Genomic DNA, 12,628 nt, shown 5'->3' with positions numbered 1-12,628 from the left:
AACTTTCTGCCCGTAACGCGCTCATTCTTTGAGCCATATTCATCGATAAGGAGACTCATATGACGTTCAATATTCCGGCCATCAAACTGACACTGACTGCGCTGGCCCTGACCACCCTGCTGGCCGCCTGCAGCGACGACGCCGCGCAGAAAGTCGGCGCCAAAATCGACAACGCCACCAAAGCCGCCAAAGACTCAGTAACACAGGCTTATGAATCGTCGAAAGAGTCGGTGAAAGAAGCCGCACAAAACACCGGCGACTACCTGAAAGAAAAAGGCGAAGCCGCCGCGGATGCGGTAAAAGATGGCGCCGAAAAAGCGGGCGATGCCGTGAAAGACACTGCAGTCAAAGCCGGCGAAGCGGCCAGCGACGCGGTGGAAAGCGCCTGCGAAAAAGTGAAAGACGCAGCCGGTGCAGAAAATAAAGACTGTTAATATCGACCGGTAAGGCCCGCTGAAAATGCAAACGGACCGGCATCCTGCGATACCGGTCCGTTCATCAGACATTAGCGTGTGTCAGGCTTCTTTAAAGAAAACGTTATTTTCCTTTTCCGCCTCAGACGCTTTGGCTTCTTCACGGCGCTCTTTGGCTACCTGCTTCGCCACCGCTTTTTCTGCCTGTTCTTTCACACCACGGGTGTTCTGATACATGTCCATGGTTTCGTAATCGTCCAGTGTGACCGGCGTAATCGCTTCATCTTTATAGCCTTCAAAAGAGCGCGATTGCCACATTCTGCGCGCGTCCCCGGCCAGCGATGTCGCCGCACGGCTGATGATCAGCGCGCTTTTTAACAGGCGCCAGTACATTTTCGGGTAGAAAATCAGTGGGTTTTCGATCGGCAAACCTTCGCGCCGCTCTTTACGCGCCACATAGCGGATAAAGCCCATGTCGTAGGAACGGATGCCCGTTACTTTGGTGATGGTACCAAAGGCGGTCAGCAGTCCGGACAAGGTGTATTTTTTATTACTGCCCAACGCAAAGGCGCGACGGATAACGGTGCGCATGTGATCCCGCGTGTAGTAGGTGTCCCACACGGCCTTATACATACGGTCAAATTCGTCGTCGCTCATCCGCGCGTGGTGGGTTACCCGGTGCGACAGGTCGTAGCGGTTGAGATCGGGATCCATCCACTCGCCATTTTCCAGCATGTGCTTATGGTCCATCGAACCCGGCAACGGCGTCAGAATGGACGGGTTTAAAATATCGATCGGCAGTTCGCGCTTAATGATTTCAATATCGCGTACCACCGACTCATAGGTATCGTTCGGGAAGCCAACAATATAAGCGCCCCAGATCACCACAGGGTAACGCTTCCACTGCAGCAGCATATTGCGGTAATCGGTGATTTTGTTCTGACGCTTCTGAATGGACTTCAGGTTATCGGCATTGATGTTTTCAAGACCGATGAAGACGTTATCGACACCCGCGGCAACGGCTTTGTCGATAAAATTCGGAATTTTGTGGGCCTGGGTATCAATCTGAATCAGCAGGCGGAGTTTAATGCCTTCCTGACGCAACAGAATCAGACGATCAAATAATTCTTCCCAGTTTTTATTACGGGCAAAGTCGTCGTCTGTGATGAAAATTTTCTCGAGCCCGGCCGCCCAGGCCTGACGGGCCAGCGCTTCCAGGTCGTCGGCAGAACGGGAACGGCTGGTGCGGCCCTGCACGTTAATAATGCAACAGAATGAACACTGAAACGGACAGCCGCGGCCAAGATCGATTGTACTGATGCTGCCAAAATTGCGTTTGACCAGGGCCGTCGGCAAAACCGGCTGCGGCTGATTTTCCAGCGACACCATGTCTTTCTGATAGTCGTACAATGGCTGCAGCTGCTGGTTCCAAGCATCCTTCACCACCACATCAAAGCGCCCGCTTTCGGCTTCGCCGGCAAACAGCGAAATACCCGCCTGCTGCGCAGCCACCAGCTCATCGGTCAGACGGCCAATGACACTCAGCACACCACTGACATGGAAACCACCGAGGCACACAGGCAGGCCCTGTTTCACAAAGCGTTTCGCCACATCCACTGCGCGTGGAAACTGGTTGGTCTGCACACCCGCCATGCACACCAGTGCGCGCTGACCTTTGCTGCGCAGCGTGGCTGCCAGCGCATCAACCTTGATCACATCACAGGCTTCGTCAAAGGTGCTGACCCGGATTTCAACGTCATCACCCAGAATGCGGCGGGCGGCGACGTCCAGCGCAATGCCATTCAGGCAGGCCAGGGAATTGGACGGAATGGCCGAGCGCACCCATTGAATCGGGTAGCCTTCATCGTCATAGCGGGTAGGCTTGATCAACAGCAGGTGAAAGACCTGACGGGCCGAATCGCTGACGTCGACCCGGCTGTTGGCATTCAGCGTATTCCGCCACCAGGCGGTATTACTGACCTTAAACTGCGCTGAATTCCAGTAATGCTTTTTTTTGGCTGGGGTATTCATGTGAATTCTCTGTGTATTCCGTGCTGCCTTCAGCATTCCGGATATAAGTGACCGGATAAAGACAACCCGATTATTCGGTAACTGACGGAGCTGCCGGCGAGAACTCATGCTGAATGTTCTGTCCGTTAGACTGCCGATTCCTTTCAACCGCCTGACTCTGTGAGGCCCGAGCATACACCCTGGCTTTTTAACGGCTCAATGGTCGCTGGCGCCAATCATGGCGCCAAACGATGCAGGGGGCGACCCTCAGCGCAGTTTGCGCACTTTGCCCTTTCCTTTGCCACCGGCACCGGACGGGCCCTGCGACAATGGGCTGGCAGGGCGGTTACCCTGCCCCTGACCGCCATTGGCCTTGCCGGTCTGCGGCTTGGCTGCGGGCTTGGCTGCCCCCTTATTGACTGCGGAGCCTCTGTTGTTGGCGCCGCCGCTGTTAGCACCCGCATTATTAGCTGCGCCGTTTTTAACCGGCGTGTTCTTACCCGCGGTTTTGCCGCCCGCATTGGCTGCAGGACGCTGGCTTTGGCTGTTGCCCTGACGACCTTTGGCCGGGGTGAAGCCCGGACGGCGGGTACTCTTCACATTTTGCGCATCTTCCGCCGGAATCAGCGCATTCGGGCCCGAGCCGATCAGGTCATAACGACCCATTTCCTTCAGGGCGTCACGCAGTACCGGCCAGTTTTTCGGGTCGTGGTAACGCAGGAAGGCTTTTTGTACGCGGCGCTGTTCGATGTCACGCGGAATATAAATCTTGTCTGATTTATAGCTCATGCGGTGCAGCGGATTGCGCTCGGAGTGGTACATCGCCGTGGCCAGCGACATCGGCGACGGATAGAACGTCTGCACCTGATCAACGCGCATTTTTTGCTTCTTCAGCCACAGCGCCAGATTCATCATGTCTTTATTTTCTGAGCCTGGGTGGGCGGCAATAAAGTACGGAATCAGGTACTGCTCTTTACCGGCTTCTTTCGAGAACTTATCAAACATGCGCTTGAAGTTGTCGTAGGTGCCCATGCCCGGTTTCATCATTTTGCTGAGCACGTTGTGTTCGGTGTGCTCCGGGGCGATTTTCAATAAACCACCCACGTGGTGCGTTACCAGCTCGCGTACGTATTCCGGATCTTCCACTGCCAGGTCATACCGCAGACCCGAGGCAATGGCGATACGTTTAATACCCGGCAGTGCACGGGCTGCACGGTACAGCTCGGTGGTGGCTTTGTGGCTGGTGTTCAGGTTTTTACAGATGCCCGGATACACACACGACAGACGACGGCAGTTTTTCAGAATCACGTCACTCTTACAGGTGAGGTGATACATGTTTGCGGTCGGGCCACCGAGGTCGGAAATGGTGCCGGTAAAGCCCGGGACTTTGTCGCGGATTTCTTCGATTTCACGCAGCACCGATTCCTGCGAACGGCTCTGAATAATGCGGCCTTCGTGCTCGGTAATCGAACAGAAAGTACAGCCACCGAAGCAGCCGCGCATAATATTCACCGAAAAGCGGATCATTTCGTACGCTGGAATATTGGCCTTGCCGTAACTCGGGTGCGGCACACGCTGATAAAACAGGCCGAACACGCCGTCCATTTCATCGGTTTCCAGCGGAATCGGTGGTGGGTTTACCCAGATTTCTTTGGTGCCGTGACGCTGAATCAGCGGGCGCGCATTAAACGGGTTCGACTCCTGGTGCAGAATGCGTGACGCATGGGCATACAGTGCGCTGTCGTTGCGCACTTTTTCAAACGACGGCAGACGGATCACGGTTTTTTCCAGATCGTGATCCACTTTGCGCTGCAACGGCAGCGGAATGATTTTCACCGGCATGACGTCGCTTTCAGCGCTCTGACCGCCGTTACTCGAGGCACAGCTTTCGCTGTTGCTTTCTTTCATGTCGTACGGATTCGGAATCTGATCCAGCTGACCCGGCCAGTCGATACGGGTGGAGTCGATTTCGGTCCAGCCGTCCGGTGTGGCATCGCGCACAATGGTGGTGCCGCGCATGTCTTTCAGGTCGTCCAGCGTTTTGCCCGCCGCCAGTTCGTGGGTCAGGTCCACCAGCGCGCGCTCGGCGTTGCCGTACAGCAGCACATCGGCGCCGGAATCGATCAGCACCGAGCGGCGTACCTGATTGCTCCAGTAATCGTACTGGGCGATACGGCGCAGGCTGGCCTCGATACCGCCGATCACAATCGGCACGTCTTTGTACACTTCGCGGCATTTCTGCGAATACACGATGACCGCTCGGTCCGGACGTTTGCCCGGCTCACCGTTCGGGGTGTAGGCATCGTCGCTGCGGATTTTAAGGTCGGCGGTGTATTTGTTGATCAGCGAGTCCATGTTGCCGGCGGTAATACCGAAATACAGATTCGGCTTACCCAGTTTCATGAAGTCTTCAGGCTTGTTCCAGTCGGGCTGGGCAATGATGCCCACGCGGAAGCCCTGCTTCTCCAGCAGACGACCGAGCACGGCCATACCGAAACTCGGATGGTCTACATAGGCATCGCCACTGACGATGATCACATCGCAGCTGTCCCAGCCCAGCTGGTCCATTTCCGCACGGCTCATCGGCAGGAAAGGTGCCGTACCGTAGCACTCGGCCCAGTATGGGTGGTAAGAAAACAGGTGCGGCGCGTCGGGCGCCTTGGGGGCTTGCTGAGTCATAGTGTCCGACCGGGAAAAAACGGCCGTCATTGTCCCAAATTCCACCGCCCGGCAAAAGGCTGAGAACGGCTTTTTTCCGTGTCTATTCGCCGGTCAATTCCCTGTAAAAGCTGAGGTTTAGCGGCATTTTCAGTGTCAGGATTGGCTCAGACGGGCGAAGTCTGCCTGTTGCGTTTTTCAGACGACTGGCTGACCATTTTGGCCACCGTGAACTCATACCCTCATTCAGAATAAGAACAACGCTATGACAACCCATTCCGACATGGAGCTGTTTCTCGCCGCCTTCGGCGCCGGCTTAAGCCTGGTGCTGTCGTTGCTGCTGCTCCGTGATTTCCGCCATACCGTCGCCGCCCGGCTGTTCGTGCTGCTGCTGGTCGGAGCCAACGTGCACCTGTTTCACCAGTGGGTGCCCGAGCCGTGGCGCGGTTATTCGTTCGTGATGCAGAGCGCCACCCCAGCTCTGTTCTGGATGTGCTGCCGCATCACCTTTGTCAGCCCCGACGAACCGCGCGCGCTGATCTGGGGCCTGGCGTTCTACAGTTTCTGCGGCCCGCTGCTGTATCTGCTGATCGGCGAACCTCAGGCGCTGCACTTCACCCTCAAGGGCATTCCACAGTGGCTGGAGTACCTGCTGGTGATTCTTGGCTGGTGGGAAGTGATCGTGCATTGGAACGATGACCTGGTTGAGGCCCGTCGCCGCTTGCGGGGTGGCGTGATGCTGGCCACCGGCATTGCCGTCGGCTGGGGCATATTCAGTTACAACCTGCGCATCGGCGATTCGGTGTCGCGTTATCTGGCGATTGATTCGGCCATTCTGATTCTGGCCTGGCTGCTGCTGCAGGGGCGTTCGGAACTCTGGCATCTGCTGCCTCAGGAGCGTCAGCCGCACCCAGCGGCGGAACCGGACGCCGACGCCCCCATTGATCAGCAGAGCGTCAGCAAAGAAAACAGCGAAGAGCTGCAACAGCTGAATCAGCTGATGAACACCGGCTTCTACCGTCAGGAGAACCTGACGCTGTCGGCTCTGGCCGAGCGCCTGCAGCTGCCCGAGTACCGGCTGCGGGCCACCATCAACAAAGAGCTGGGGTACAGCAACTTCAACGAGTACATCAATCAACTGCGTATCGGAGAAGCCGCCGACCGTTTACTGAGTGAAACCGACACGCCGATTACCAACATCGCACTCGATGTCGGTTACCGCACCATGAGCTCCTTCAACCGCGCCTTCCGCAAAATTCACGACACCACGCCATCGGATTACCGCGAACACCGCGGCCGCGTGCCGCAGGCACAATCGCCCTCCTGAACCGCCGCTAAGCCCAGCCTGAGCGCACAATACGCTGTGCAATTCCTGTGTTTCAGAAATTGCACAGCGCCTGAAACCCCTCCTGATACGCCCCTGCAAGCCGCACCAGATCTGGCTTTTTACAAAATGCACAGTGAGCCTGAGTCTTTGCAGCACGATTTATTTTTACCACCTTCTTCCGATCCGTTTTGATGGGCAACGCAAGGAATAACACTCATGTGCAGACCGCCGGCACCCCGGCACTGCAAGCGAAAAACAACAACAGGTAAACGATCATGAAGAACTTCCGATACACCCGCCTGGCGGCGGTGGTCGCGGCTGCGGCATTGGGGCTGGTTGGCTGTGGCGGTGACGACAAGAACTCTGCGGATTCCGGAGAACTTAAAAAAGTATTCAGCTGCAGCGAAAGCACTGCCACTGGCGCCCGCGTAATCTGCATCGGCTCTGCCAAAGACCTCAGCAGCGAAACCGTCGCCGAAGAACTGATTACCGCTCTGAACACCGCCCAGACCGGCGATACCATTGTGCTGCCACAAGGCCGTTACGAAATCAGTTCCGAGCTGACCTTCGACGGTAACGGTTCTCTGGGACAGGTCGGCATGGTCACTGACCTGACCATCCGTGGCGCCGGCATGGCAAAAACCATCCTCGACTTCGACGCGGCGACCAGCGGCGGCGATAAGGCCGACGGTTTCTTTATCTCCAATACCGAAGACATCGTGCTGGAAGACTTCGGCGTGTATGAAGCGCCTAACAACGCCATCAAACTGAAGAAAACCGACGGCATCGTGCTGCGTCGCGTGGCCACCGTCTGGGAAACCGACTATCAGGCCACGAACGGCGCCTACGGTCTGTACCCGGTTGAAACCTCCAACGTGCTGATCGAAGACTGCTACGTGAAAGGCTCTGCCGACGCCGGTGTGTACGTCGGTCAGAGTGAAAACATCGTGGTGCGTAACAACATCGCCGAGAAAAACGTGGCCGGCATCGAGATTGAAAACTCGAAGAATGCCGACGTGTACAACAACATCGCCCGCGGCAACACCGGCGGCATTCTGATTTTCGATCTGCCGATCGGTAACGGTGTGTACGGTGATGGTGTGCGCGTGTTTGGCAACACAGTAGAAGCCAACAACGCCCCCAACTTTGCCAACGTGTCCGACTTTGCCGGCGGCGTGCACATCGTGCCACCGGGTACTGGCGTGATCGTGCTGTCGACCTCCAATGTGGAAATCTTCGACAACGACATCACCGACCATCAGACCACCTCGATTGCCATTACCTCTTACATGCTGCCGGACGACAAAGTGGCACAGGCTCCGAACGCCAACGTCGGCACTGAGGTGCTGAGCTACGGCGATATCGCCACCTACGCGCCGGAGTATCTGGATGGCTGGAGCCCGCTGGTACGCGGCATCAACATTCACGACAACCGCATCAGTGTGGCGGATGGTATCTACGATCCGAAAGGCAAGCTGATTGCTGACCTGATCACCGCCTACACCCTGCTGGATCTGAAGATTCCGGACATTCTGTACGACGGTGTCGGCGAACTGCTGGCCAACGCGGGCTCCATGACCCAGATCGCTAACGGCATTAACCAGATTGCAGCGGCGCTGGATGCCAACGATCTGGAAAGTGACGGCCTGCAGATTCCGGATACCGGCGTATTTGCCGCCTACGGTGCCGGTGATCACGTCTGCGCCAGCAACAACGGCGACGGTGTGACTCAGGCGTCTGTGTACCCGACCAACCCGGCTGAAGCCACCTTCACCGATGGCGCTCCGGACCCGTCTTTCGTGGCCACTAACGACAGCATGACCTGTGAAGGCAACACCGGCTTTACGCCAGTGACCGTCAGCGCCGCGTCGGTTGCTGTCCGTGGCGAAACCTACGGTTGTGGTGCCGATGACACCGAAAGCGAACATTGCACCGTGAACTGATGCTCAGTCGCACCCGGGCGGGTTAACCGTCCGGGCACGCCGTCACCGTCGCCTGCGCACACTCCAGGCGCCGGTGACGGACCCAAACGCCCGCATGTGCGTTTAAAGAACGACAAAAAAAGACAACAAGAAGACCAAGGCCACAGGCCAGGAACACACCGAGGATACCCATGAACCTCCGCCCATCTCTTTCCCTGCTGTTCGCTGTACCCCTGTCGCTGGCACTGACCGCCTGTGGCGGAGGCGGTGGCGGCAGTGGCGAATCCACCGACAACGGCAATGGCAACGGCAGCTCGGTCTGCGTCGCCGGCACCACCACAGTACAGTGGGACAAACTGCTGACGGAGAACGCCGCCAAACTGTCCGACTATCAGCTGTTTGCCAATCCTTGTGACGCGACCGACAACCCGAGTCCGCGCGGCGTACCTTATACCTTGTCGACGCCTCTGTTTACCGACTACGCCAGCAAGTACCGCTTTGTGTTCGTTCCGGATGACACCACCGCTACCTACAGCGCCGACGCCGCGTTCAGCTTTCCGGTGGGCACCGTGATCACCAAAACCTTCTCATTGCCAAGCGACACCAGCGAACGTGGCTTTGAACACGAAACCCAGATTGAAACCCGTCTGCTGATCCACCGCGCCACCGGCTGGGTCGCCCTGCCGTACGTATGGAACGCAGATCACACCGATGCCGCTCTCGACCTGAACGGCGAACAGATCAGCACCGAACTGACCCACAAAGAAACCACCTACGCGCTGGATTACGGCGTGCCGGATCCGCAAAAGTGCAAGCGCTGCCACCAGAGCGACGGCATCTTCACGCCGATCGGCCCGAAAGCCCGTTTCCTGAATTCCGAATACGATTACGGCTCAGGCCCGGAAAACCAGCTGCAGCACTGGCTGGCGGCGGGCATTCTCAGCGGAGTACCGGCCGATGCGGCCAGCATTGATGAAGTGCCGGTTTTCACCGACAACACCGACATCAGTGCCATTCCGCCAAGCCAGCTGCAGACCTACGCCAAAGGCTGGATGGACATCAACTGCGGGCACTGCCACCGGCCCGGCGGTGATGCCAGCAACACCAACTTTCACGCCTACTGGGAACTCGATTTCGACACCAACCACAACGCGCACGGGGTGTGTCAGAAACCAATTTCCTATGGCGGCGGCACTCTGTCGTGGATCATTTATCCGGGTAACGCCGATGAATCCATCATGATCCAGCGTATGTCAGCCACCGAAGGCGGCGACCGTATGCCACCACTGGGCCGTGACTTGGTGCATGGCGAAGGGGTTGAGCTGGTTAAAGCCTGGATCAACAGCCTCGCCGACAACCCGGCCTGTCACTGATACCACGAGGGCGGGCTGCGGCCCGCTATTGCTATGCGCGTTATTCTGCTTTCTGCCTGCCTGCTGCTGTGCGCCTGCGGCGGGCCTTCTGATGCCCCTGTGCAAGAACCCGACTACGAGCTGGGCGACCAGAATCCGGCCGGGTGTGAACAGCACAGCGGCGGCATCAACACCACCGCTTTGCTGACCAGTCAGCCCTGTCTGCGTCTTTCTGACTATGGCCTGTTTACCGACCCCGGCGAGCCCCGCGCCAACCCGGTCGCACCGGGTATTGCCTACAGCCTGAACTCCACGCTGTTCAGTGACCATGCGCGCAAGTACCGTTATCTGTTCCTGCCCGAGACCCAAGGTCAGGTTGAACCCGCGACCTACACCGAAGAAGGACCGCTCAACTTTCCGGTCGGTACTGTGCTGGTAAAAGTCTTTGCCCTGCCGACCGACACGGCCATCAGCCACTGGGACAGTGAAGACATCATCGAAGTCCGGCTCTTGATTCACCGCGCCGACGGCTGGCTCGGGCTGCCGTACCGCTGGCACCCGGATCTCAAAGACGGCTACTTTCACGGCGGCGGCGATACCGTGCCTGCGGTGATCCGTCACGAGGGCATCGACATTGACGTCAGCTACAGCATGCCCACCTACGCCAGCTGCCGGACCTGCCACAACGACGATGGCCATATGATTCCCATTGGCCCAAAAGCCCGCCACCTGAACAAATGGCTGGCCACAGACGATGGCGGCAGCATCAACCAGCTGGCCGACTGGGCGGCCCGCGGCCTGCTCCGGGGCGCTCCGCAGGATACCGGACACCTGCCACTGGCACCCGACTGGCGCAATGCCGAAGCACGTCTGCAGGACCGTGCCAAAGCCTATCTCGACATCAATTGTGCGCACTGCCACTCAGACACGGGCGCCGCGTCGTTGTCGGGACTGAGACTGGAATACAACCGGGCCTCCATCGACTACACCCACGGCGTCTGCAATTCCGCACACGGCTGGCGCGGCGGTGGTTTCGATATCTGGCCCGGTCGCGGTGACGACTCCAGCCTGCCGCTGCGCATGGAACTGAACGGCGCACCGGACCGCATGCCACCACTCGGGCGCAGCATCGCCGATGACGAAGCCGTGGCCCTGATCCGCGCCTGGATTAATACCCTGCCCCCGCAAGACTGCAGCAGCGGCTGATGCCCTGGCGTTCACAAAAAAGCACACGCCGGTGCCTGCAATGTGCACAACAACAGCGCACCGGCACTTCTGCAATGCACGTTTTTGGTTGTAACAAATCAGGCCACCTTTCGGCCAATCCCAAAGTAAATTGGCAATTTTTGAAAAAAAGTCAGGAAAATCAGCCACTAATAAAAAAATTTAAAAATTGGCACGGTCCTCGCTAAACAGTCTTCAGTGAAACGGACCTGATCCAACGGCGGATTAAGGTCATCACTTCCAAAACGTATTCAAGCAAAGGCGCTTACGGCTTCCGGCCGTGAGCGCCTTTTTTTTTGTTTTCAAAGGGGACGACAATGCGAGGACTGAATACTCTGCGCCGCACTTTTCTGAAAAGTGCTCTGCTTCTGGCCGCTGGTGTGGCAACTCTGTCTGCACCATCTGTAATGGCAAAAGACCTTCCTGAAAAAGAAGAGCTGAAATTCGGCTTTATTAAACTCACCGACATGGCACCACTCGCCATTGCGTACGAAAAAGGCTTTTTTGAAGACGAAGGTCTGTACGTCACTCTCGAAGCTCAGGCCAACTGGAAAGTACTGCTCGACCGCGTCATTGACGGTCAGCTCGACGGCGCACACATGCTCGCAGGTCAGCCTCTCGGCGCGACCATCGGCTTCGGTACCAAAGCCGATATCATCACCGCGTTCAGCATGGACCTGAACGGCAACGGCATCACAGTTTCCAACGATATCTGGGAACAAATGAAGCCGAATATTCCGAAAGATGCCAACGGCAAACCTGTGCATCCGATTAAAGCCGATTACCTGAAGCCAGTTGTTGAAAAATACAAAGCCGAAGGTAAGCCGTTCAACATGGGCATGGTATTTCCGGTATCAACCCACAACTATGAACTGCGTTACTGGCTGGCGGCCGGCGGCATTAACCCGGGTTATTACGCTCCGGCAAAAGGCGATACCTCAGGTCAGATTGGCGCCGATGCCCTGCTGTCGGTAACACCACCACCGCAAATGCCTGCCACTCTGGAAGCCGGCACAATTTACGGTTACTGCGTGGGTGAACCGTGGAACCAGCAAGCCGTATTCAAAGGCATTGGTGTACCGGTGATTACCGACTACGAAATCTGGAAAGACAACCCGGAAAAAGTATTCGGTGTCAGCAAAGCCTGGGCGGATAAATACCCGAATACCCATAAAGCCGTGGTTAAAGCCCTGATCCGCGCGGCCGCCTGGCTGGACGCCAATAACAACGGCAACCGTCCGGAAGCCGTAAAAATTCTGGCTAAACCGCAATACGTAGGTGCCGACGCCAACGTGATCGCCAACTCCATGACCGGTACTTTCGAGTACGAAAAAGGCGACAAGCGTGATGTGCCGGACTTCAACGTATTCTTCCGTCACAACGCCACCTATCCGTACTACTCAGATGCCATCTGGTACCTGACTCAGATGCGTCGTTGGGGTCAGATTGCCGATGCCAAACCAGACAGCTGGTACATGGACATCGCCAAAAAAGTTTACCGTCCTGACATCTACACCTCTGCGGCCAAAGAACTGATCAGCGAAGGCAAACTGGACGCCAAAGACTTCCCGGATTTCGCCAAAGAAACCGGCTTCAAAGCGCCACAAACCCAGTTTATCGACGGTATTACCTACGACGGTAGCAAGCCAAACGATTACCTGAAGAAATTCAAAATTGGTTTGAAAGGCGACGAGACCATCTGATCTCCGACCGAAAAATCCG

General features: G+C 56.9%; 8 protein-coding genes. 6 read left to right on the top strand and 2 right to left on the bottom strand.

The features are described 5' to 3' along the window. The first annotated feature begins 59 nt into the window (after positions 1 to 59). Positions 60 to 434 (top strand): hypothetical protein, encoded by a 375-nt coding sequence (locus ACQUQU_RS05450; protein ID WP_430462235.1) that lies wholly within the window; start codon positions 60 to 62, stop codon positions 432 to 434. Between the two features lie 81 nt (positions 435 to 515). On the opposite strand, the gene ACQUQU_RS05445 is transcribed toward ACQUQU_RS05450, so the two are convergent. Continuing rightward, the gene (locus ACQUQU_RS05445) at positions 516 to 2,444 is read right to left on the bottom strand and encodes a B12-binding domain-containing radical SAM protein (RefSeq protein ID WP_430462234.1); all 1,929 of its coding nucleotides are present in this window, start codon (positions 2,442 to 2,444) and stop codon (positions 516 to 518) included. 246 nt (positions 2,445 to 2,690) lie between these two features. Then, complete coding sequence (locus ACQUQU_RS05440) at positions 2,691 to 5,102, bottom strand: YgiQ family radical SAM protein (protein WP_430462233.1); 2,412 nt, start codon at positions 5,100 to 5,102, stop codon at positions 2,691 to 2,693. A 244-nt stretch (positions 5,103 to 5,346) separates the two neighbouring features. Between ACQUQU_RS05440 and ACQUQU_RS05435 the strand changes: the two genes are divergently transcribed. The 5 genes from ACQUQU_RS05435 to ACQUQU_RS05415 all read left to right on the top strand — a co-directional run bounded on the left by ACQUQU_RS05435 (position 5,347) and on the right by ACQUQU_RS05415 (position 12,609). Beyond that, a complete protein-coding gene (locus ACQUQU_RS05435) occupies positions 5,347 to 6,408 on the top strand; it encodes a helix-turn-helix domain-containing protein (RefSeq protein WP_430462232.1) in 1,062 nt (353 codons plus the stop codon). Positions 6,409 to 6,683: 275 nt separating this feature from the next. Beyond that, positions 6,684 to 8,351, top strand: coding sequence for a parallel beta-helix domain-containing protein (locus ACQUQU_RS05430; RefSeq protein WP_430462231.1), 1,668 nt, complete (start codon positions 6,684 to 6,686; stop codon positions 8,349 to 8,351). Between the two features lie 170 nt (positions 8,352 to 8,521). Next, positions 8,522 to 9,703 carry an SO2930 family diheme c-type cytochrome gene (locus ACQUQU_RS05425; protein WP_430462230.1) on the top strand — a complete coding sequence of 394 codons (1,182 nt, stop codon included), beginning with the start codon at positions 8,522 to 8,524 and terminating at the stop codon, positions 9,701 to 9,703. 33 nt (positions 9,704 to 9,736) lie between these two features. Beyond that, positions 9,737 to 10,888, top strand: a complete 1,152-nt coding sequence (locus ACQUQU_RS05420) for an SO2930 family diheme c-type cytochrome (protein WP_430462229.1) — start codon at positions 9,737 to 9,739, stop codon at positions 10,886 to 10,888. A gap of 335 nt (positions 10,889 to 11,223) precedes the next feature. Further along, on the top strand, positions 11,224 to 12,609 hold the full coding sequence (locus tag ACQUQU_RS05415; protein ID WP_430462228.1) for a CmpA/NrtA family ABC transporter substrate-binding protein: 1,386 nt from the start codon (positions 11,224 to 11,226) through the stop codon (positions 12,607 to 12,609). The last annotated feature ends 19 nt before the right edge of the window (positions 12,610 to 12,628 follow it).

The sequence above is a fragment of the Thalassolituus sp. LLYu03 genome, assembly GCF_050507655.1.
In the GTDB taxonomy this organism is placed as follows: Bacteria; Pseudomonadota; Gammaproteobacteria; order Pseudomonadales; family Oceanobacteraceae; genus Venatoribacter.
Note: the sequence above shows the minus strand (reverse complement) of the source record. Positions and strands in the feature narration are given on the sequence as shown.

Excerpts from the sequence above, each read along its gene's own strand:
- ACQUQU_RS05420 (WP_430462229.1), top strand. The coding sequence starts at position 9,737 with ATGCGCGTTATTCTGCTTTCTGCCTGCCTGCTGCTGTGCGCCTGCGGC.
- ACQUQU_RS05440 (WP_430462233.1), bottom strand. The coding sequence starts at position 5,102 with ATGACTCAGCAAGCCCCCAAGGCGCCCGACGCGCCGCACCTGTTTTCT.
- ACQUQU_RS05425 (WP_430462230.1), top strand. The coding sequence starts at position 8,522 with ATGAACCTCCGCCCATCTCTTTCCCTGCTGTTCGCTGTACCCCTGTCG.
- ACQUQU_RS05435 (WP_430462232.1), top strand. The coding sequence starts at position 5,347 with ATGACAACCCATTCCGACATGGAGCTGTTTCTCGCCGCCTTCGGCGCC.
- ACQUQU_RS05430 (WP_430462231.1), top strand. The coding sequence starts at position 6,684 with ATGAAGAACTTCCGATACACCCGCCTGGCGGCGGTGGTCGCGGCTGCG.
- ACQUQU_RS05450 (WP_430462235.1), top strand. The coding sequence starts at position 60 with ATGACGTTCAATATTCCGGCCATCAAACTGACACTGACTGCGCTGGCC.
- ACQUQU_RS05415 (WP_430462228.1), top strand. The coding sequence starts at position 11,224 with ATGCGAGGACTGAATACTCTGCGCCGCACTTTTCTGAAAAGTGCTCTG.
- ACQUQU_RS05445 (WP_430462234.1), bottom strand. The coding sequence starts at position 2,444 with ATGAATACCCCAGCCAAAAAAAAGCATTACTGGAATTCAGCGCAGTTT.